This window comes from Bacillus canaveralius (genome assembly GCF_002860125.1).
GTDB classification, from domain to species: domain Bacteria; phylum Bacillota; class Bacilli; order Bacillales; family Cytobacillaceae; genus Bacillus_BJ; species Bacillus_BJ canaveralius.
Genome location: NZ_PGVA01000007.1, coordinates 1 through 21463 on the forward strand (window position 1 = coordinate 1; position 21463 = coordinate 21463).

Annotated in this window: 20 protein-coding genes; 14 read left to right on the forward strand and 6 right to left on the reverse strand. The window is 45.3% G+C overall.

Annotated elements, in window-relative coordinates:
• Positions 1–287 precede the first annotated feature (287 nt).
• The 7 genes from CU635_RS04210 (at position 288) to CU635_RS04240 (ending at position 8592) form a co-directional block, all read left to right on the forward strand.
• On the forward strand, positions 288–1136 hold the full coding sequence (locus CU635_RS04210) for an STAS domain-containing protein (protein WP_101575933.1): 849 nt from the start codon (positions 288–290) through the stop codon (positions 1134–1136).
• Positions 1137–1184: 48 nt separating this feature from the next.
• Complete coding sequence (locus tag CU635_RS04215; RefSeq protein WP_101575934.1) at positions 1185–1418, forward strand: CsbA family protein; 234 nt, start codon at positions 1185–1187, stop codon at positions 1416–1418.
• 293 nt (positions 1419–1711) lie between these two features.
• A complete protein-coding gene (gene uvrB / locus CU635_RS04220; RefSeq protein WP_101575935.1) occupies positions 1712–3691 on the forward strand; it encodes an excinuclease ABC subunit UvrB in 1980 nt (659 codons plus the stop codon).
• Between the two features lie 7 nt (positions 3692–3698).
• Positions 3699–6575 carry an excinuclease ABC subunit UvrA gene (gene uvrA / locus CU635_RS04225; RefSeq protein WP_101575936.1) on the forward strand — a complete coding sequence of 959 codons (2877 nt, stop codon included), beginning with the start codon at positions 3699–3701 and terminating at the stop codon, positions 6573–6575.
• A gap of 335 nt (positions 6576–6910) precedes the next feature.
• Positions 6911–8032, forward strand: coding sequence for a DUF4097 family beta strand repeat-containing protein (locus tag CU635_RS04230; protein ID WP_101575937.1), 1122 nt, complete (start codon positions 6911–6913; stop codon positions 8030–8032).
• A 5-nt stretch (positions 8033–8037) separates the two neighbouring features.
• Positions 8038–8232: a PspC domain-containing protein gene (locus tag CU635_RS04235; RefSeq protein ID WP_101575938.1), complete on the forward strand. Its 195-nt coding sequence runs from the start codon at positions 8038–8040 to the stop codon at positions 8230–8232.
• A gap of 3 nt (positions 8233–8235) precedes the next feature.
• Entirely contained in the window at positions 8236–8592 is a 357-nt protein-coding gene (locus CU635_RS04240; protein WP_101575939.1) for a phage holin family protein, read from the forward strand.
• A gap of 49 nt (positions 8593–8641) precedes the next feature.
• Here the strand turns inward: CU635_RS04240 and CU635_RS04245 are convergent, their stop codons facing one another.
• The 6 genes from CU635_RS04245 to CU635_RS04270 all read right to left on the reverse strand — a co-directional run bounded on the left by CU635_RS04245 (position 8642) and on the right by CU635_RS04270 (position 15141).
• A complete protein-coding gene (locus CU635_RS04245) occupies positions 8642–9370 on the reverse strand; it encodes a GntR family transcriptional regulator (protein ID WP_101575940.1) in 729 nt (242 codons plus the stop codon).
• A 23-nt stretch (positions 9371–9393) separates the two neighbouring features.
• Positions 9394–10119, reverse strand: a complete 726-nt coding sequence (gene nagB / locus CU635_RS04250) for a glucosamine-6-phosphate deaminase (RefSeq protein WP_101575941.1) — start codon at positions 10117–10119, stop codon at positions 9394–9396.
• Positions 10116–11309, reverse strand: coding sequence for an N-acetylglucosamine-6-phosphate deacetylase (nagA, locus tag CU635_RS04255; protein WP_101575942.1), 1194 nt, complete (start codon positions 11307–11309; stop codon positions 10116–10118). Before nagA ends, nagB begins: the two co-directional genes overlap by 4 nt.
• 281 nt (positions 11310–11590) lie before the next feature.
• A complete protein-coding gene (murQ, locus tag CU635_RS04260) occupies positions 11591–12484 on the reverse strand; it encodes an N-acetylmuramic acid 6-phosphate etherase (RefSeq protein WP_101575943.1) in 894 nt (297 codons plus the stop codon).
• Position 12485: 1 nt separating this feature from the next.
• Positions 12486–13553 (reverse strand): DUF871 domain-containing protein, encoded by a 1068-nt coding sequence (locus tag CU635_RS04265; RefSeq protein WP_101575944.1) that lies wholly within the window; start codon positions 13551–13553, stop codon positions 12486–12488.
• 214 nt (positions 13554–13767) lie between these two features.
• Positions 13768–15141, reverse strand: a complete 1374-nt coding sequence (locus CU635_RS04270) for a PTS transporter subunit EIIC (protein WP_101575945.1) — start codon at positions 15139–15141, stop codon at positions 13768–13770.
• A 327-nt stretch (positions 15142–15468) separates the two neighbouring features.
• On the opposite strand from CU635_RS04270, the gene hprK reads away from it, so the two are divergent.
• The 7 genes from hprK (at position 15469) to hisG (ending at position 21462) form a co-directional block, all read left to right on the forward strand.
• Positions 15469–16404: an HPr(Ser) kinase/phosphatase gene (hprK, locus tag CU635_RS04275; protein WP_101575946.1), complete on the forward strand. Its 936-nt coding sequence runs from the start codon at positions 15469–15471 to the stop codon at positions 16402–16404.
• A gap of 30 nt (positions 16405–16434) precedes the next feature.
• Positions 16435–17250, forward strand: a complete 816-nt coding sequence (gene lgt, locus CU635_RS04280; protein ID WP_101575947.1) for a prolipoprotein diacylglyceryl transferase — start codon at positions 16435–16437, stop codon at positions 17248–17250.
• Positions 17251–17266: 16 nt separating this feature from the next.
• On the forward strand, positions 17267–18214 hold the full coding sequence (locus tag CU635_RS04285; RefSeq protein ID WP_101575948.1) for a nucleoside recognition domain-containing protein: 948 nt from the start codon (positions 17267–17269) through the stop codon (positions 18212–18214).
• The gene (gene ppaX / locus CU635_RS04290) at positions 18204–18848 is read left to right on the forward strand and encodes a pyrophosphatase PpaX (RefSeq protein WP_101575949.1); all 645 of its coding nucleotides are present in this window, start codon (positions 18204–18206) and stop codon (positions 18846–18848) included. The genes CU635_RS04285 and ppaX overlap by 11 nt, the downstream gene beginning before the upstream one ends.
• Position 18849: 1 nt before the next feature.
• The gene (locus CU635_RS04295) at positions 18850–19395 is read left to right on the forward strand and encodes an acyltransferase (protein WP_101575950.1); all 546 of its coding nucleotides are present in this window, start codon (positions 18850–18852) and stop codon (positions 19393–19395) included.
• A 248-nt stretch (positions 19396–19643) separates the two neighbouring features.
• Positions 19644–20831, forward strand: coding sequence for an ATP phosphoribosyltransferase regulatory subunit (locus tag CU635_RS04300; protein ID WP_101575951.1), 1188 nt, complete (start codon positions 19644–19646; stop codon positions 20829–20831).
• Positions 20824–21462, forward strand: a complete 639-nt coding sequence (gene hisG / locus CU635_RS04305; protein ID WP_101575952.1) for an ATP phosphoribosyltransferase — start codon at positions 20824–20826, stop codon at positions 21460–21462. Before CU635_RS04300 ends, hisG begins: the two co-directional genes overlap by 8 nt.
• Position 21463: the final 1 nt, after the last annotated feature.

A 21463-nucleotide genomic window follows, 5' to 3' on the forward strand; every position in this document is an offset into this window, starting at 1 on the left:
AGGTGGAACACCCTGAAACCCGAGGACAAGAAGACAATATCTAATTCCTGTTTTCTACTCTACGTGCTTCACTTAGTCTCTCTTTCGTTGTCTTTCTGGAGACAACTATAGTAAAATATAAAAGAGCTTCGCAATGCTGATAACTAGCATTAACAAGGTATTTTTAAAAAAGAACTCGCCTTTTCAAATTTCATTTTACGAACTGCATACTAATAGAATTGAAATTGTTCTGATTCACAGCGCAGATTTTGCTTGCATTCGATTGTTACCAGGGGGAGGACGCGGCTATGGAAAATAATAATAGCCAGCTTCATGATTATATGATCAGCCATACAAACGAAATGACAGATGAATGGCTTTCAAGCCGGGACACAGCTGGATCGCTGATGTATTCGCCGGATGCTCCTGAGGAAGTTGTCAACAGGCTTCGTGAACAGAATGGCCTGACGGTTGTGGCGGTCTCAAAAGTGTTTTTAGATTCTGAAAATGTTTTTAACGAATATATAGAAAATTGGGCGTCGGAAGTTGGGAAGGACCGGGCTAACAGCAGCGTACCGATTTTTGAGGTTATCCACCATGTGAAGGTTTTTCGGGACATCTACTGGAAGCAGGTTAAAAACTATTTCCTTGAACATCAAAAAGATGCACACCTCGAAGAGATCTTTCATTGGAGCAGCCGCGTCAATTCTGCTTTTGACACGATTATTGAAAAGTTCTCTGAGCACTATTACCGGGCAACGCTCGATATGCTTGTTTCTCAGCAGGCGTTGATCCAGGAGCTAAGCAGTCCGGTTATACCGATTTCCGATGACATTGGCGTGCTGCCGCTGATCGGTGATATTGATACCCGGCGGGCGAAGATTATACTGGAATCGACCTTAAATCAATGTATTCAAAAGCAAGTAAAGCATTTATTTATCGATTTGTCAGGCGTGATTATTATCGATACAATGGTCGCCCAACAGATCTTTCAAGTGATCGCTGCATTGCGAATTGTCGGCGTCAAAACGACTTTATCCGGTTTGCGGCCGGAGGTTGCCCAAATCGCGACGCAACTTGGCGTCAACTTTAAAGATGTAGATATTCAAAACAATCTGGCGCGGGCTCTTCGTAAACTGGGATTCAACCATTCCTAAAGCAATGTGAGGGTTTACAGCTAATTATGTTTAAAAGAGGTGTGGCTATTGGCTATTAAGTATTTATCAGCCCTTATATTGCCTGGACTGCTGGTGCTATTTTTCGCCAGGGTCACATACAGTAATGTTATCGGCTTAGTGTTAACCGTTGCATTAATTGCAGCTTCTGTCTATAAAGGCTACACGGATTCGTTCCTGTTGATCATTGTTGATGCTTTCTCATTAACAGCAGGATTCTGGTACGCTAAAAGAATGAAACAAAAGATAAAGAAAAGTGCTTAAAAAACCTGCCCCGGGAAGCCGCTGGCAGGTTTTTATTGTCGTGTTTAGAATCGTTACCCAGTATAAAGGAATCTACCTAGATTAGCATTGGTCAAAAAAGGTTAAATCTAACCATTTTTGGAAAAAACGAATATCCGTTCGCATTTTATTGGTTTGTTTTAGGTGGTTTGTGGTAGAATGTTGATATGAGTTTTTTGATGAAAACCTATAAAACGATCTTTTGTTTCTATATTTAAGGAAATGAGTAGATTGTTTCGATATATTTCTGTTTTGTTTGAAAAGGAGGTTTGTTTATGAAGGGCCAATTTGAGTTAGTCTCGAAATATTCCCCGCAAGGCGACCAGCCGGAAGCGATTAAAAAAATCGTTGCCGGACTCAAAGCGGGCGAGCGTTACCAGACCTTGCTCGGGGCAACCGGAACAGGGAAGACATTCACGATTTCCAATGTTATTAAGGAAGTCAATCGACCTACGCTCATTATTGCTCACAACAAAACACTGGCCGGACAGCTATATAGCGAGTTTAAGGAATTCTTCCCGAATAACGCCGTGGAGTATTTTGTAAGCTATTACGACTATTATCAGCCAGAGGCATATGTCCCGCACACGGATACATTTATCGAAAAAGATTCAAGCATCAATGATGAAATTGATAAACTGCGCCACTCTGCGACTTCTTCGTTATTTGAGCGGAAAGATGTCATTATTATTGCCAGTGTTTCCTGTATTTATGGTCTCGGTTCCCCGGAAGAATACCGGGAACTTGTTGTATCGCTAAGGTCAGGAATGGAGATTGAACGTAACCAGCTGCTCCGGCGTCTTGTTGATATTCAATATGCACGAAATGATATTGATTTTAAACGGGGAACATTCCGGGTTCGCGGCGATGTCGTTGAAATTTTTCCTGTCGCAAAGGATGAACACTGTTTGCGTGTAGAGTTTTTTGGAGATGAAATTGACAGGATTCGTGAAGTAGATGCATTGACAGGTGAAATTATCGGCGAGCGCGACCATATTGCGATTTTTCCTGCTTCCCACTTCGTTACCCGGGAAGAGAAAATGCGCAAAGCAATTGAGAACATTGAACAAGAGCTGGAGGAGCAATTGGCGAAGCTTCGTGCCGAGGATAAGCTATTGGAAGCACAGCGCCTCGAACAACGGACCCGTTATGATCTGGAAATGATGCGGGAAATGGGCTTTTGCTCGGGTATTGAAAACTATTCCCGCCATTTAACGCTGAGAGCTGCCGGGTCAACTCCTTATACTTTGCTTGATTATTTTCCCGAAGACCTCCTGATTGTAGTCGATGAGTCTCATGTTACACTCCCGCAAATTCGTGGTATGTACAATGGTGACCAGGCCAGAAAGAACGTCCTCGTTGAGCATGGTTTCCGCTTGCCATCTGCGCTGGACAACCGACCGCTCATGTTTGATGAATTTGAAAAACACGTCAATCAAATTGTCTACGTATCCGCTACACCTGGACCGTTTGAGATAGAGCATACGCCGACAATGATTGAACAAATCATCCGGCCAACCGGACTGCTTGACCCAACCATTGAAGTTCGCCCGATTGAAGGGCAAATAGACAATTTAATCGGCGAAATCCAGGAGCGAATTGACAAGAATGAGCGGGTTCTTATTACGACGCTGACGAAAAAGATGTCAGAGGATTTAACAGATTATTTAAAAGAAATCGGTATTAAAGTTCAGTATCTGCATTCCGAGGTCAAGACACTGGAACGAATCGAAATTATTCGTGAATTGCGCCTCGGAAAATATGATGCACTGGTCGGGATCAACCTGTTACGGGAAGGACTTGACATTCCGGAAGTCTCGCTCGTTGCGATTCTTGATGCGGATAAGGAAGGCTTCCTCCGTTCTGAACGTTCGTTGATCCAGACGATAGGCCGGGCGGCGAGAAATGCCAATGGCCAGGTAATCATGTATGCCGATCGGATCACCAATTCAATGGAACTGGCGCTTAATGAAACGAAACGGCGCCGTGAGATACAGGAAGAATATAATACGAAGCACGGTATTACACCGCAAACAATTCAAAAAGACATTCGCGACTCGATTCGTGCAACCTATGCGGCCGAAGAGAAGGAAGAATATAAACCGGCGGCATCTATTGGCAAGCTCAATAAGAAAGAACGTGAAAAACTGTTAGTCAGCATGGAAAAAGAAATGAAGGACGCGGCCAAAGCGTTAAACTTTGAACGGGCCGCCGAGCTTCGTGATTTAATATTAGAGTTAAAAGCGGAAGGATGACGGTTACATGGCTATGGATAAACTGATTGTGAAAGGTGCGAGAGCCCACAATTTAAAGAATGTTGATGTCACGATTCCGAGAGATAAGCTTGTTGTTTTGACAGGATTGTCGGGATCCGGAAAGTCGTCATTGGCTTTTGACACGATTTACGCAGAAGGCCAGCGCCGCTATGTTGAATCGCTTTCCGCCTATGCCCGCCAATTTCTCGGGCAAATGGATAAGCCGGATGTCGATGCCATCGAAGGGTTATCCCCGGCTATTTCGATTGACCAGAAAACGACGAGCCGGAATCCCCGTTCGACTGTTGGAACGGTGACGGAAATTTATGATTATTTGCGTCTGCTTTTTGCGCGGGTGGGCCGGCCGGTTTGTCCGGTCCACAACGTTGAAATCTCCTCGCAAACGATTGAACAAATGGTCGACCGTATCATGGAGTATCCGGAAAGAACAAAGCTGCAGGTTCTTGCTCCAATCGTTTCCGGAAGAAAAGGTACGCATCTTAAAGTACTTGAGGATATAAAAAAGCAAGGCTATGTCCGGGTCAGAATCAACGGGGAAATGCACGAAATCGGTGATGACATTGAGCTTGATAAAAATAAGAAGCACTCGATCGAAGTGGTCATCGACCGTATTGTTGTTAAAGAAGGGGTGGAAGCGCGTCTTGCAGACTCCCTTGAAGCAGCTCTAAGTCTGGGGGAAGGCAAAGTTGTCATTGATGTCATCGGGGAAGCTGAGCTTCTTTTCAGCGAGCATCATGCTTGCCCGCTCTGCGGATTTTCTATCGGCGAGCTTGAACCGCGCATGTTTTCTTTTAACAGTCCTTTCGGTGCTTGTCCTGACTGCGATGGCCTTGGCGCAAAGCGCGAAGTCGATGAGGATCTGGTCATACCTAACCGGGACCTGTCGTTGCGGGATCATGCGATTGCTCCATGGGAACCGACGAGCTCGCAATATTATCCGCAGCTTCTTGAAGCGGTATGCAATCATTATGGAGTTGATATGGATACACCTGTTAAAGACATCCCCGGCCATTTGCTTGATAAAATCCTTTACGGTTCAAACGAGGACAGAATTTATTTTCGTTATGAAAATGATTTTGGCCAAATACGGGAAAATTATATTGAATTTGAAGGCGTTATTCGCAATGTTGAGCGGCGCTTTAAAGAAACAAGCTCCGATTATATTCGCGAACAAATGGAAAAATATATGGGTGAAAAGCCTTGTCCAACCTGTAAAGGCAACCGTCTAAAAAAGGAAAGCCTTGCGGTTCTCATAGCAGGACAGCATATTAGCCAGGTAACGGCTCGTTCGATTGAAGAGGCATACCAGTTTTTTGAGAATTTACAGCTAACAGATAAAGAAATGAAGATTGCTAACCTTATTTTTCGCGAAATAAAGGAACGCCTTGGCTTTCTGATTAATGTTGGGCTTGATTATTTAACGCTAAGCCGGGCAGCCGGAACCCTTTCAGGCGGGGAAGCCCAGCGGATCCGCCTTGCAACACAAATCGGATCCCGTCTAACGGGCGTTCTCTATATCCTGGATGAACCATCAATCGGCTTGCATCAGCGCGACAATGATCGCTTGATTGAGACCTTAAAAAACATGCGTGACATCGGTAATACATTGATTGTCGTTGAGCATGATGAGGATACGATGATTGCTGCGGATTACTTGATTGATGTCGGGCCAGGTGCCGGGGTTCACGGCGGTGAAATTATTTCAGCCGGGACCCCTGAAGAAGTTATGAATGATCCGGCCTCATTAACCGGCCAATACCTGTCTGGCAAAAAGTTCATCCCGCTTCCGGTTGAACGGCGCAAAGCAAATGGCCGTTATCTTGAAATTAAAGGGGCACGGGAAAATAATTTAAACAATGTTTCCGTAAAGCTACCATTAGGGCTGTTTATTGCGGTTACAGGCGTGTCCGGCTCTGGTAAGAGTACGCTTATCAATGAAATTCTTCATAAAAAACTTGCCCAGCAGCTTCACCATGCGAAAAGCAAACCGGGTGAGCATAAGGACATAAAGGGAATTGACCATTTAGAAAAGGTCATTGATATAGACCAGTCGCCAATCGGGCGGACGCCTCGTTCAAATCCGGCAACCTATACCGGTGTGTTTGATGATATCCGCGATGTGTTTGCTTCGACGAATGAAGCAAAGGTGCGGGGCTATAAAAAAGGCCGTTTTAGCTTTAATGTCAAGGGCGGACGCTGTGAAGCATGCCGTGGGGATGGAATTATCAAGATCGAAATGCACTTTTTACCTGATGTATATGTTCCATGTGAAGTTTGCCATGGCAAGCGGTACAACCGGGAGACGCTCGAAGTGAAATATAAAGGCAAGAATATTTCCGACATTTTAAATATGACGGTTGAAGACGCGAATGAATTTTTTGAAAACATTCCGAAAATCAAACGAAAGCTGCAAACGATTGCTGATGTCGGGCTTGGCTATATTACATTAGGGCAGCCGGCCACAACGCTGTCAGGAGGAGAAGCACAAAGGGTTAAACTGGCCTCCGAGCTGCACCGCCGTTCATCCGGACGATCACTTTATATTCTTGACGAACCGACAACCGGACTGCATGTTGATGATATCTCGAGACTTTTGGTTGTCCTGCAACGGCTTGTCGACAACGGTGATACAGTGCTGGTGATTGAACATAATCTTGACGTCATCAAAGCGGCTGATTATATCGTTGACCTCGGTCCGGAAGGCGGGGACCGGGGTGGCACCATTGTTGCTTCTGGAACACCGGAACAGGTAGCCAAAGTGCCTGCTTCGTACACTGGAAAGTATTTAAAGCCGGTCCTCGATCGAGACCGATTGCGAATGAAGAAACTGATTGAAGAGAAAGAACGCGTTGCGAATTCATAAAATGAGCGAGCAGCTGTCTTAAAATAGGCAGCTGCTCTTTTAGTTTTTAAATAGATGTTGATCTCTTTTCACAACGTTAAAGGTCTTAATCCAAACTCATTCCCGGGGCCGAGGTGTCGATCCGATGCAGTGTGGTAAAGTAATAGTAAGTATATTACCGAAAATAAAATTGGCTGAAACTTTGGGTCACTTCCTTGCGTACTACAATTAAGGAGTTGAACGTAATCAATACAAAAAGGTTGCTTTAAGTTATTTTAATGTAATATTTGCCGTGTGTATTCAGTGATTGTAACTCAGAAATCCGTTCATAAATCATTCTTGTTGGAGGGAAGATAATGAAAGAGGAACGCAAGCGCATATTAAAGTTGGTCGAAGAAGGCAAGCTTTCTGTGGAAGAAGCATTAACCCTGTTGGAAGGGCTTGACGATGCAAGCAAGTCGAAGGAACCAAAGCAGCAGGATAGCGTCCATGAAATATCGACAAACGTCGAATTTCAGGAAGCAAAGAAAGAGCAGTCTACCCACCAAAAGCTGCAATCGACAAAAGACAAGATTTTTGAATTTGTCGATACCGCTTTCCAGAAAATAAAGGATTTCGATCTGGATTTTAACTTTGGTCATTCGGTCGATATATCGCATATTTTTCAGCATGGCGATGCGTTTTTAAAGGAGATAGACATTGACATAGCGAACGGGTCTATTCGAGTTTTACCGGGGAACGAGCGCGATGTCCGGATAGAATGCCACGCCAGGATCTACCGTGTCGAAAATCAGGACGAAGCGAGACGAAGCTTTTTAAAGGATACGATCTTTGCAATTGAAGGTGAGAAGCTCCGTTTTGTGACCCAGCAAAAGTGGATGAAAATTGATGCAACAGTCTATATTCCTGCGGACGAATACGAGCATGTGAAGGTGCGGATATTTAACGGGTATATTGCCGGCAATGGTTTATGCGCGAAAAATTGCAAAGTAAAGACAGCTAACGGGAAGATTAATCTTGATGGCGTAAGCTGCGAAAAGCTGGAAGCAGAAACAGCCAACGGTCCGATCACGATTGTTGGCAGCAGGATTGGAGAGGTTGATGCGGAAACGATTAACGGGCCGATAAAATTAGAAGGGGACTTTGCCGAGGTAGATATCCAGACCTTTAATGGCAATGTTCATTGCTCACTTACAGGGGATAGGGCCGAACGCATTATCGCAAAAGGAGCAACGGGGAGCATTGAATTATTCATTCCTGAGAAGCTCGCGGTCAATGGGAATTTGAGAACGAACCTCGGTGGTTTTACCGTAGACCTTGAGGGTATTCAAATAGTTGACGAAAAAAACGAAATTGCCCAAAAAACAATGACCTTCAAGCCTGTTAACGAGGAGATCAGAACTGTAAATCTGTCTGCAGAAACAAAAACAGGCTCGATTTCGGTGCGGAAATCTTTTGGAATTAATTTAAAAAAATAGGAGGAATGGAAATGAAGCTTGTCCGATCGCGAACAGACCGCAAGCTGGCAGGTGTCCTTGGTGGTTTAGCCCAGTCACTTGGCATAAATGCAACGATTTTACGAGTATTATTTGTCATTCTCCTTTTCTTGACCGGGTTTTTCCCGTTGACGATTGTTTACCTCGTTCTAGTGTTTATTTTGCCTAATAAGGAGTACTAACAGATGAGATGGCTGCTCGGTATAGGAATTAACTCGGTGTTATTTATGGCAATAGCCGGTTATTTTGAAGATTTTTATTTAGAGGGTTTTGGTTCGGCACTTGCTGCGAGTGTTATTTTAGCGGTGCTTAATATTCTTGTTCGTCCGATTCTGATTTTGCTCACATTGCCTGTTACAGTTCTGACCCTCGGTCTGTTTTTATTTGTCGTGAATGCAATCACGTTACTTTTGACAGATGGAATCATGGGCACTGCGTTTGAAATTGAAGGATTCGGTATGGCGTTGCTTGTAGCAGTGCTTATGGCGGCAGTTAACCTGATTATTCAAAAAGCTGTGATCAAACCTGCAAGTCAAAAATAAATCAGGGAAGCCGGCACTCCAATCGGTGCCGGCTTTTCCTTTTTCGAACCTATTTGCCACGCTGCATTGAGTGGATAAATTTATAACGGTCAGCGCGGTATGCCGATTTGACGTATTCAAACGGTGTGCCATCCTTTAAAAAGGAAGAGCGATGGATTAATAAGATAGGCGCGCCTTTTTCAATCTGTAAATGCTTTATTTCTATGTCTTTTGCGATTGCAGCCTCGATCTGCTGGGTAGCCTCATGGATAGTGAATGACAGCTTCTCCTCAATATAACGGTAGAGGGATTGGTTGATGATCTCTTCAGTGAGGCCCTTTATTAAGTTCGCAGGTAGATAAGTAGTCTCCAGCGCCATCGGAGCTGCATCTGCAAGGCGAACCCGCTTAATTTCGTAAACAGGTGTATTTTCTTTTATGTTTAGGCGGTGAGCTGTTTCAGCCCCGGCGGCAATGATCTCGAAAGAAAGCAGCTTACTGCTCGGCTTCATTCCCCGTTCGATCATATCCTCGGTAAAGCTCGTTAATCCGTGGAGCCGCTGCTCTACTTTTTTCTTATTGACAAATGTTCCTTTTCCTTTTTGTCGGTATAAATAACCATCACTAACTAGATTGTTCAGCGCCTGCCTGACGGTCATTCTGCTGATCTGGTACCGTTCCGCATATTCCCGTTCGGATGGAATCGCCTCGTCCGCTTTAATGGCACCGCTCTCAATTTTGCTTTTAAGGTGTTCTTCAAGCTGATGATATATAGGAATCGGTGAGTTTTTATCAATCATGGTCGATTCTCCTTGTCTTTATGCTAAATCAAATTCAATGCGTCCTCATCAGCAAAAATCGTGACGTTTTTATGCAACTTCAATGCTGAAGCCGGAAATTGTTCATCGGCATCACCGCCAATTAGCCGCGCGATCGCGTCTGCTTTGGAAGATCCGGACGCCAAAAGGTAAATTTCCGCACTGTCTAAAATTGTTGCAATTCCCATTGTGATTGCCGAAGTCGGAACTTCATCGACGGACGTGAAAAATCTGGAATTTGCCTGCCGGGTACTCTCTGCAAGGGAAACAACATGGGTTCTGCTAGTAAAAGGGGTACCTGGTTCATTGAAGCCGATATGCCCATTATGCCCGATTCCCAATATTTGCAGATCGATTCCGCCAAGAGCTTGAATCGTCTTTTCATAGCGGGCGCACTCAGTAAGCAGGTCCGTCGCAGTGCCGTTAGGTATGAACGCCCGCTCAAGCGGAAGATCGATATGATCAAAAAACTCACGGCACATGAAAGAATGATAGCTGTTCCGGTCCTTTTGATCAAGGCCGATATATTCGTCAAGATTAACGGAGGCAGCCTGCTGATAGGAGGTGCCGCAATGCTTGTGGTCTTCAATGATGCAACGATAGACGCCTTTCGGTGTGCTGCCGGTAGCAAGCCCTAAAGTAATATCGGGTTTGCTGCGCACCTTCTCAATAATCCCTTTTGCAGCTTTCATGCTCATTTCTTCATAGTTGCTTGCACGAACAATCTTCATTGCTTGTCGAACACCTCTTTTCCGTAGGCGATTTGGCCGCGGCATAATGTGATGATCACTCGAAGCTGTTCATCAAGGATGACAATATCGGCATCTTTTCCAGGCGCAATGCTGCCTTTGCGATCAAACATGTTCAGCTGCTTTGCCGGGTTGGCGCTTGCAAGCTTAATCACATCGAGGAGCGGGGCGTTTGTAAATTCATTCACATTTTTAACCGCATTATTCATTTTTAGAATACTGCCGGCAAGGGTACCGTCAGCTAACAGCGCTTTTCCATCGGCTACTTTTACGTTTTGTCCCCCAAGATCGTATTCACCATTTTTGAGGCACTTAGCTCGCATCGCATCCGTGATTAATATCATTCCATCCTTGCCCTTTGCGTTGAGAACGAGTTTGACCATTTCAGGACGGACATGGATTCCGTCTGCAATCAGTTCGATCTTAAGTTCATTGAGCAGCAAAGCCGCTCCGGCTGTTCCCGGCTCGCGATGGTGAAGCCCGCGCATTCCGTTAAAAAGGTGTGTCACGTGTCGGGCTCCGGCCCCGGCCGCTTTCGCCATTACCTCATAGTTGGCATCTGAATGGCCGATTGAGGCGATCACACCTGTTTCGTGCAAATAGTGAATAAAATCGAGGCCGTTCGCAAGCTCAGGAGCTACAGTGACAAGCTTAATTTGGTTTTCTGCCGCCTGTTGCCAATCTCTGAACAGGTCTATATCCGGATCAATAATATATTCCTCCGGCTGGGCGCCGGCACGAATTTTATTAATAAACGGACCTTCGAGATGGATGCCGAGCATTTCTGCTTTACCTGGTTTATTTTGCGTTGTGCTGTACTGGGCCGCATTTTCAAGCGCTTTTTTAATCGCAGTTTTCTCCTGAGTAATCGTTGTTGCCAGAAAGCTTGTCGTCCCTTCTGAAGGCAGGGTGGCTGCGATTGTCGTTAACGCATCCGGGGTGGCGTCCATTGTATCTGCCCCGCCCGCACCATGAATATGGACATCAATGAATCCGGGGACGGCGGTATAGCCGGCGGATAAATCGATAATTCGAGCTTGTTCATCAAGATTAGGAAGCTGGTCCATTGTGCCGATTTCCTTAATGGCAGTGCCTTCTATATAGATGAACCCATTATTAAGCCACTCGTTTTCAAGAGCGATCCTTCCGTTAACAATAAGAAGACGATCCAACCTCTTCATCTCCATTTCCTAATAACTTTATAGTTGAATGAATTCATAAAGCAATTCTTTAATTGAAAAACGAACAGTTATTTAAAATTAAGACAGTATTATTCGTTTCCTACGGCATACTCCTGTATATCCAGACAACTTCATTCGTTTTTCGGTTTAGCTTATTATTGTGAAATTGACTTAGTTATATTATAAACGTTTTATTATATAGTTGTCTATACCAGTTAGTGTAAAATAGACCCCCATACCACTATTAGCAAGGGTATGGGGGCCTGTTTTTTCTATTCTCCAATCGCTTTCCGCAAATAGCCAGAATGCTTTTCAAGCAGGTCTGCTGCTGCTTTCGCTTCCAACCCGGTGAGAATTTGTACAATCGCTGCTTTTGTATTGTAATTTTGTTCGTCCAATGCAGCTTTTACAGTTTCTTCGTCAGCACCGGTTGCCATTTTGACGATATTCTCGGCCCGTTTAAACAGCTTTTCATTCGTCATTTGCACGTCAACCATGAGATTGCCGTAAACTTTCCCCATCTTAATCATCGATGCGGTTGTCAGCATATTTAGAACGAGTTTTTGCGCGGTCCCTGCTTTCATCCTTGTTGATCCGGTCACGACTTCCGGCCCGACAATCGGGGCTATCGTTACCTTTGCGACCTTTTCCATTTCAGAATCCTTACTGCAGACGACAGCAACAGTGGCAGCACCGATTTGATTGGCATATTCAAGAGCGCCGATCGTGTACGGGGTGCGGCCGCTCGCAGCAATGCCGACGACAATATCCTGTGCCGATAAGTGAATGTCCTCTAAATCCTTCCGACCTTGATCGTGGTCATCTTCGGCACCTTCAACGGCTTCCGTCATCGCCTTTTTCCCGCCTGCAATGATGCCGACCACCATCTCGGGTTCTGTTCCATATGTAGGCGGGCATTCGGAAGCATCGATAATGCCGATCCGTCCCGATGTTCCTGCGCCGGTGTAAATAAGCCTGCCGCCGCTTTTAAAAGAAGCAACGATCATGTCAACTGTTTTTGAAATGGACGGCAGCTCCCGGGCGATCGCAATCGGAACGAGGCTATCCTCTTCATTGATAGTTGAGATGATCTCATCTGTTGCCATTAAATCGATATTCATCGTTTTTGGGTTACGCTGTTCTGTATTTAATTTCGATATATTCATATTAACCCTCCATGATAAATGTAAATTTTCCGCCAGCCCGAATTTGCCTGAGCAGGGGAATATCCTCATTCTCTACATAACCGATAACATTCACTCGTTCATCTTTCGGCAAATCTGTTAACGTGACCTGGAGCTCACCAGAGTATCGGCCGTAAAGCTGATTATCGAGCGTAATCGCGCCTGTACGGCGTTCAAGCTGATTTGCCGGCAGAATTTGTCCATTTCCGGTTTGGGCATATGACCGGGATTCTACGGAGCGAATGACGTCCCGGGCCGGATCCATCCGGTTTGTATGGATCTCGTTAAGTATCGGAAGAGAGTCGTTTTGATCGACAGGCTTCATTTTTAACAGTATCACGCCATTTACAAGGCTTGATAGCTGCTGTAAAGTGCTGTCAGTAACAGTATGATCTCCGATTAAAACTTTGTCTGTATAGAGTGAATACATTAATTCAGCGGCTGAAGCTGTCGGGGAAGCGCTTCGATGTTCCTCAACCGTTGGCAAACCGGCAAAGACCGGACCCCTTAAATCCAGGTTTCCCGGTATAAATGCCATTGTTGTCAAGCCTTTATTTTTTAAAAATTGATTTCTTTCCGATAGGAAGCGTGCATCGAGCCCGGTCTCAGGACGTGGGTAAAAGTTATGCCATGCTTCAACATTTCTAACGTTTAAGCCCATACTGATCCATTCATCAAGCTCCGTATGTGACACTGTACTGGCATTCATACCTACTTTCATCAGCGCTGACAACTGGACGATTTGTTCGGCACTAAACCCGTAATCAGCCCGGATTCCAGTAAGGCCCCAGTTTGTTAATTGGCCAATCGTTTCCCATGTCAAGCCAAGATAGCTTAATGATAAGGGAGAAACATCTGCCAGAAGCTCCATGTCATTTTCTTTGGCCAAGGTTCCTAATTCAATGAGCAGGTCTTTATACTTGGCATGGTCATCTTCGGGAATATGGAGCGATGTAAAGATAGACTTTAAGCCGCACGAAGAAGCTTTTTCAATCCAGATGCGGTTTTGCTCTCTTTTATTCTCTGTTAAATACACGGAGATCCCAATCAATATGTCCACCTACAATCATTCCGGATTTTTGAAAAACAAACACCAAGAAGGAGGAATAAGGTTTCCTCCTTGTTTTATTTTGTGCTTGAGCGTATACAAGCAACATTTGAGCCTACACCCATATTAAAAGTTATCAAGTATACGAGTTAAATGCAATTTCCTTCGGGACGAATCATTGTACAACCGGGTTATCCGGTCAAGTTGCACAGCGTCATTAAATATTTCTGGCCATTTCTTCTTTGAAACCAAACAGCCATGTGAAAAGGAATCCGAAAAAGTAAGCGATAAGCAAGCCGACTAAATACAAGACCATTTCGTTTGTATTGACGAGGAAGACAAGCGGAATTCCGGAAACGCCAATCGCAATGGTTGCGACATTAAAGAATGCCTGGAAGGCGCCGCCGACTGCTGCTCCTAAACATGCGGTTAGAAACGGTCGGCCAAGCGGGAGGGTGACCCCGAAGATCAACGGTTCGCCAATGCCGAGCATTCCAACCGGAAGTCCGCCTTTAATGACTTTTTTGAGGCGGGCATTTTTTGTTTTAAAGTAAATGGCGAATGCTGCCCCGACCTGGCCGGCGCCGCCCATCGCAAGAATAGGGAGTAGCGGGTCATCGCCAATCGTATTAATCAATTCCATATGGACGGGTGTCAACCCTTGGTGCAGACCTGTAACAACGAGTGGCAGGAATGTTCCGGCAAGGATCAGCCCGGCAAAAATTCCACCCATTTCAATTAATCCAAGCAGACCTTTTGTAATCAAGTCAGAGATGAGTCCGCCGACTGGCTGCAAAATAAACAGTGTTGCAACGCCAGTAATTAATAAGGCGAGAGTGGGTGTGACAATAATATCAATAGATGCCGCAACGACTTTGCGAAGTCGCCGTTCCAAGAAAGCGATAAATGCGGCAGCGAGCATAACGCCAATTAAACCGCCCCGTCCCGGAACGAGTGCCTCACCGAATAATGTGATGTCAGCAAGACCGGGATTATATAAAATAATCGCAGCTGCGCCGCCAAGTGCTGGTGAGCCTCCAAATTCTTTGGCCGTGTTAACTCCAACGAATACAAATAAATAGCTAAACAATCCCCAGCCGATCAAGCTTAATACTTTAACGACCGTCGATTCTGGATCGGCCCCTGACCGGATAATCACATTTGTAAGCCCGGCAATTAACCCGGATGCGACGATCGCCGGGATCAGCGGAATGAAGATGCTCGCGATTCTTCTTAAAAACAGCTTGAACGGGGTAGCATTTTTTTTCTTTAAATCCGCTTTTGTTTTGTCTGCCAATCCTGCAAATGGATTGTCGCTGTCTTCATCTACTAAACTGACATCTCTTCCGGTAATCTTTGAAACTTCATCCGCTACTCTCGTAACAATGCCCGGTCCGAGGATAATTTGGATCGTTTCTTCCTCAACAATTCCCATAACGCCATCAATGTTTTTAATGCCTGTGATGTTTACCTTGCTTTCGTCCACCGGCTGTACCCTGAGCCGGGTCATACATGACGCAAGGTTTGCAATGTTCGCTGCTCCGCCCAATTGCTCAATAATCTCCGTGGCTAAGCGTTCCTCTTTGCGCATAGTTGGTTCCCCCTTTTAAAGAATAATAGAATAAAAAATTCCAAAAATTAAAAAATGAATTCGTTTACACTATCATCATAGCAATTAGAAGTATAGTTGTCTAGACCTATTTCAAAAAGAATTAATACTATTTGTCCATGATAAAATGTATGTGTTTTTGTCTGGATTTATACCTATTAACATAAATCTCTTCCTGAATTTAAAAAACTCGAATGAAAAGATTTCTGTATCCATTCGTTTGGTTCTTTCTCAAAAAGTGCTAAAATAAGAGAAGTTAAACTTGCGAGCCCGCAGGTTACGAGTGCGCACAAAGGGAGGAAGCTTAGGTTGCCAAAAGTTCGTACGAAAGATATTATCGAAAAATTCGATCTTGAGCTCATCAGCGGGGAAGAAGGAATTAACCGCCCGATTACAACCAGTGATATTTCACGGCCGGGAATTGAGATTGCCGGATACTTTGAATATTATCCTGCTGAAAGGATCCAGCTCCTTGGAAAGACGGAGCTCACCTTTTTTGCAAAAATAAATGGTCAGGAACGAAAATCCCGGATGGAGCAGCTCTGCACCGATATCACTCCGGCGATCATTGTGACAAGGGAAATGGACGTTCCAGAAGAACTCATTGAAGCGTCAGAGCGGGAGTCTGTTCCTGTGCTGCGCGCAAAATGGAAAACAACCCGTTTTTCGAGCCGTTTAACAAACTTTCTTGAAAGCAAGCTCGCCCCGACAACCGCTGTGCATGGTGTTCTTGTCGATATCTACGGTGTCGGTGTGTTAATTACCGGAAAAAGCGGTGTTGGTAAAAGTGAAACAGCGTTGGAACTTGTAAAACGGGGGCATCGCCTGGTCGCGGATGACTGCGTTGAGATTCGCCAGGAAGACCAGGATACATTAGTGGGAAATGCACCCGAGCTGATTGAGCATTTGCTTGAAATCAGGGGACTCGGCATCATCAATGTCATGACATTATTTGGCGCCGGCTCCGTCCGCAGCTACAAGCGAATTTCCCTCGTTATCAGTCTTGAACTGTGGGATCAAAATAAAACCTATGACCGGCTCGGATTAGATGAAGAGAAAATGAAAATCATTGATAGCGAGATTACAAAGTTGACCGTTCCAGTGCGTCCAGGCCGAAACCTTGCTGTTATTATTGAAGTCGCAGCAATGAACTTCCGCTTGAAACGAATGGGGATGAATGCGGCTGAACAGTTTACAAACCGACTGACAGATGTGATTGAAGATGGCGAACATGAAGATGTGTAAGGTCAATAAGCTGAAAGAGGAGAAGTGAACATGAAAGAAAATATTCAGCCGCTTGATCCGATTGCCTTTACGCTTGGCCCGATACAAGTTCATTGGTACGGGGTGATTATCGGTGTCGGAATTGCACTGGCGCTCTGGATTGCGATGCGAGAAGCGGACAGAAGGGGCCTTTCTAAGGATCTGCTTGCCGACTTAATGCTATGGGCGATTCCGATAGCGATCATTAGTGCGCGGATTTATTACGTCATTTTTGAATGGGACTATTATGCGCAAAACCCAAGTGAAATCGTGCAGATTTGGAATGGCGGCATTGCCATCCACGGGGCGCTGATCGGTTCGGTTATCACAGCGTATATTTTTGCAAAGAAAAAGAAGATATCTTTTTGGAAGCTTGCCGATATTACTGCACCGAGCATCATCCTCGGCCAGGCAATCGGCAGATGGGGAAATTTTATCAACCAGGAAGCGCATGGCGGAGAAGTAAGCCGCGCCTTTCTTGAAGACCTGTTTCTGCCCGAATTTATCATCAATCAGATGTACATAGGCGGAAGCTATTATCATCCGACGTTTTTATACGAGTCGGTTTGGAATCTGGCCGGATTTATTGTATTACTCCTGTTGCGGAGAGTAAATCTGCGGCGCGGGGAGCTTTTCCTTACTTATGTGATTTGGTATTCAATCGGCCGATTTTTTATCGAAGGATTGCGGACCGACAGCCTGATGTTGACTGAGAATTTAAGAATGGCACAGACGATTTCGATCGCCTTGATTATCGGGGCAGTTGTTTTACTTGTATACAGAAGAAAAACGGGGTTAGCGAAAACCCGCTATTTAGATAAAGCATAAAAGAGGGGAAGAGAATATGCTTCTTGGTTCAATCAAAAAGGGATTAATGGTTGGTTTACACACGACATGGTCACTGGGGAAAATTGTATTTCCGGTAACGCTAATTGTGACACTGCTTCAATATACTCCAGTGCTGCCATGGGTAGTTGATATGATTGCACCATTAATGTCGGTGTTCGGCTTGTCAGGGGATGCAGCCATTCCACTTGTTCTCGGCAATTTTTTAAACTTATATGCTGCAATTGGTGCGATTCTTTCTCTCGACTTAACCGTTAAAGAAGTATTTATCCTTGCGGTGATGCTGTCATTTTCCCATAATTTACTTATTGAAACCGGTGTCGCTCTAAAGGTTGGCGTTAAGCTGTGGATCGTTATCGTGGTCAGGCTCGGGCTTGCTTTTGTATCCGCCGTCGTTATTAATCTTGTCTGGCAGGGCGGCGCCGAACTGGCGAAATACGGGCTGATACCTGCAAAAGAGGAGCCGGCACAAGGATTTACTGAAATATTTATCGAGGCGGTCGAAAAAGGCGGTATCGGCATCATTCAGCTCGCCGCCGTCGTAATCCCGTTAATGGTTGGAATCCAATTTTTGAAGGATTTAAAATGGCTCAATGTTTTCTCGAACTGGATGGCCCCGGTTACGAGGCTGCTTGGCATGAAAGATAATACTTCGACGACGCTCGCATCCGGGCTATTATTCGGCCTGGCAATGGGGGCGGGCGTGATGATCCAGGCGGTGCGAGAGGACGGGGTCAGCAAAAAGGATGTCACGATTGCGTTTATTTTCCTCGTCGCCTGCCACGCTGTTGTCGAGGACACCTTAATCTTTATCCCACTGGGAATCCCAGTATTGCCGCTGTTATTGATTCGCCTTACTGTCGCGGTCCTATTAACACTTGCTGTCGCATTTGTATGGAATCGGGCCGAGCTTGCAAAAGGAAAGGAAGCTACGTATGAGCACTAACATTAACGCGATTTTATTTGATTTAGACGGAACATTAATCGACACAAATGAACTGATCATTTCTTCATTTTTGCACACGCTTGACAGCTACTATCCGGAAAAATATCGGCGTGAAGATGTGCTGCCGTTCATCGGCCCGCCGTTGACCGACACGTTTAATTCTATCGATCCGGCGTTGACAGAGGATATGATTAAGACGTACCGGAAGTACAATATCTCGAACCACGACCTGCTTGTCAAAGAATTTACAGGCGTTTTCGAAACGGTTCGAACCTTGAAGGAAAATGACTACAAGCTAGCAATTGTCTCGACGAAAATGGAGGATGTCATTTTAAAAGGCTTAAAGCTGACCAATCTTGATCCATTTTTTGATGTGATTGTCGCCCTTGATCATGTTGAGAAAGCAAAGCCCGATCCGGAGCCGGTGCTAAAAGCTTTAAACCAGCTGGGTTCACATGCTCATGAAGCGATCATGGTCGGCGACAACCATCATGATGTGTTGGCAGGCAGAAATGCCGGAACGAGGACGGCAGGCGTAGCCTGGACCGTAAAAGGGCGAGACTATATCGCTTCCTATCAGCCTGATTACATCCTTGAAACAATGCCGGATTTATTGGATATTGTTGGAGTGTAGGATGAGAAAGACAACCCGCTATCCTGTTGAAGGAGCAAATTCTCTCTGGCATGTCTATAAAACGGTTCCCTTTTTCAAGGTCGTCAAAAATTTCACAGTGATTCAGGCAGCCCGTTACACTCCGTTTCTTGGTATGAAAAACTGGCTGTATCGCACCTTTTTAAAAATGGATGTCGGCGAGCAAACCTCATTTGCCTTGATGGTGATGCTTGATATCATGTTTCCCGAAAAAATCAGCGTCGGCCGTAATACGGTCATCGGGTACAATACGACGATTCTTGCCCATGAATACCTCATTACAGAATACCGGCTTGGGCCGGTTGAGATTGGCAGTGAAGTGATGATTGGTGCAAACACGACGATATTGCCGGGGATTTCGATTGGGGACGGGGCGATTGTCTCGGCTGGTACGCTTGTCCATAAGGATGTTCCTGCGGGGGCATTTGTCGGCGGAAACCCGATGCGAATCATCTATACGAAGGAACAGCTGGCCGAACGCCGGGCGGAAGATCCGATTTACGATCAGAGCTTTATTAACGAAGGTTAATAAGGCTCTTTTTAGTTGAAAACAAGGCAGTTTTTTGGTTGACGACACACCGCAAAACCGTTACACTACAAATAACTTCATTTTGCTAATACATTAGCGAACTAAAGCATTTAATTTAAGATAAACAATTAGCAATAGAGTTGTTAAGCTAGATCGCGGAACAGAAAGTCATAGCAAAGCGCTTTAAGAACAAAATAAAACGTAACTTCAAAAATGTGCGTGTTAGTTTTCAGCAAAGGATGAATAAAATGAGCCAGTTATTTATGTTTGAAAAGCCGTTAGGCATGAGAGATACATTGCCCGAATTATTCGAAATGAAGGACAAAGTCCGAACGTCGATTGAGGATGGGATGAAACAGTGGGGCTACCAGTTTATTGAAACACCGGCCCTTGAGTACTTTGAAACGGTCGGATCTGCTTCAGCGATTCCCGATATGCAACTATTTAAATTGCTGGATCAGCAGGGGCACACCCTTGTATTGCGGCCCGATATGACTGCACCGATTGCGAGAGTCGCTGCTTCGAAGCTATTGGATGATGATATGCCGTTAAGGCTTGCTTATGCGGCAAATGTATACAGGGCCCAGCAGAGGGAAGGCGGCCGGCCAGCTGAGTTTGAGCAGATTGGGGTCGAGTGCATCGGGGATGAAACGATCAGCGCGGATGGAGAAGTAATTGCGTTATTGATCTCGGTTCTTGAAGACACAGGTTTGAGCGATTTTCAGCTGTCTGTTGGCCATATCAGTTTTGTCCGTGAATTGTTTTTGCAAATTCTTGGCACGGATGAGCGCGCCGAATCATTAATGAAGTTTTTGTATGAAAAAAACTATGTTGGTTACCGTGAACATGTAAAAGCCCTGTCTTTATCGTCGATTGATAAACAGCGTCTACTCGATTTCCTAAAGCTGCGCGGCGGCCGGGAAGTAATCGAAAAAGCTTTAAGCCTGATTGAAAACGGGACAGGAGCGGAAGCGGTCGCGCAATTAAGCCAGCTTTGGAACATTATTGCTGATTTTGGCATGGCGGATAACATAAAGTTTGATCTGACGCTTGTCAGCCATATGAGCTACTACACGGGCATTGTTTTTGAAGTTTATGCGGGCCAGGTGGGCTTTCCGATCGGCAATGGAGGTAGGTATGACCGCCTGCTGCGAAAGTTTGGCAAATCGAGCGGTGCAACCGGTTTTGCGATCCGCCTCGACAACCTGCTTGAAGCGCTCGGACCGATCGAAAGTAATGAGCCTATCCATTGTATCCTGTTTAGCGGTGAGCGCCGTAAAGAGGCATATGAATTGGCAAAAACGAAACGCCAAAGCGGGCTTAAAGTTGTTCTCCAGGATATTAACGGTGTCAAAAATGTTGATGCCTATACGAACAAGTATAATGAGACCAGCTTTTTGCTTGGCAACGCAGGAAAGGAGTCTCCTCATGAATGATTTTTTAACGATTGCGATGCCGAAAGGGCGAATTTTTGAAGAGGCGGCAGACCTGCTTCGAAAAGCAGGGTACAAGCTTCCGCCCGAATTTGATGAGTCACGGAAGCTGATTTTGGAAGTGGAAGAGGAAAGGCTCCGCTTTATTCTTGCCAAGCCGATGGATGTGCCGACATATGTCGAGCATGGCGTTGCTGATCTAGGGATGGCCGGGAAGGATGTCATGCTTGAGGAAGAACGGGACGTGTATGAGCTCCTTGATTTAAAAATTAGCAGCTGCTATTTGGCAGTGGCCGGGCTGCCTGGTACGAAGATGAACGATGTAGCCCCAAGAATTGCAACAAAGTATCCGAATGTAGCCGCAGCTTATTTTCGCCAGCAAGGAGAACAAGTGGAAATAATTAAGCTGAACGGTTCGATTGAATTGGCCCCGATTATCGGGCTGTCAGACCGGATCGTCGATATTGTGTCGACCGGCCGGACCTTACAAGAAAACGGGCTGGTCGAATACGAAAGAATTGCCGATATTACAACGAGACTGCTTGTCAATCCGGTCAGCTACCGGATGAAAGATAGCAGAATCAGCGAACTTGTTGAAAGATTAGGAGCAGTTATCGACGGAGAGCCTGTCTAAT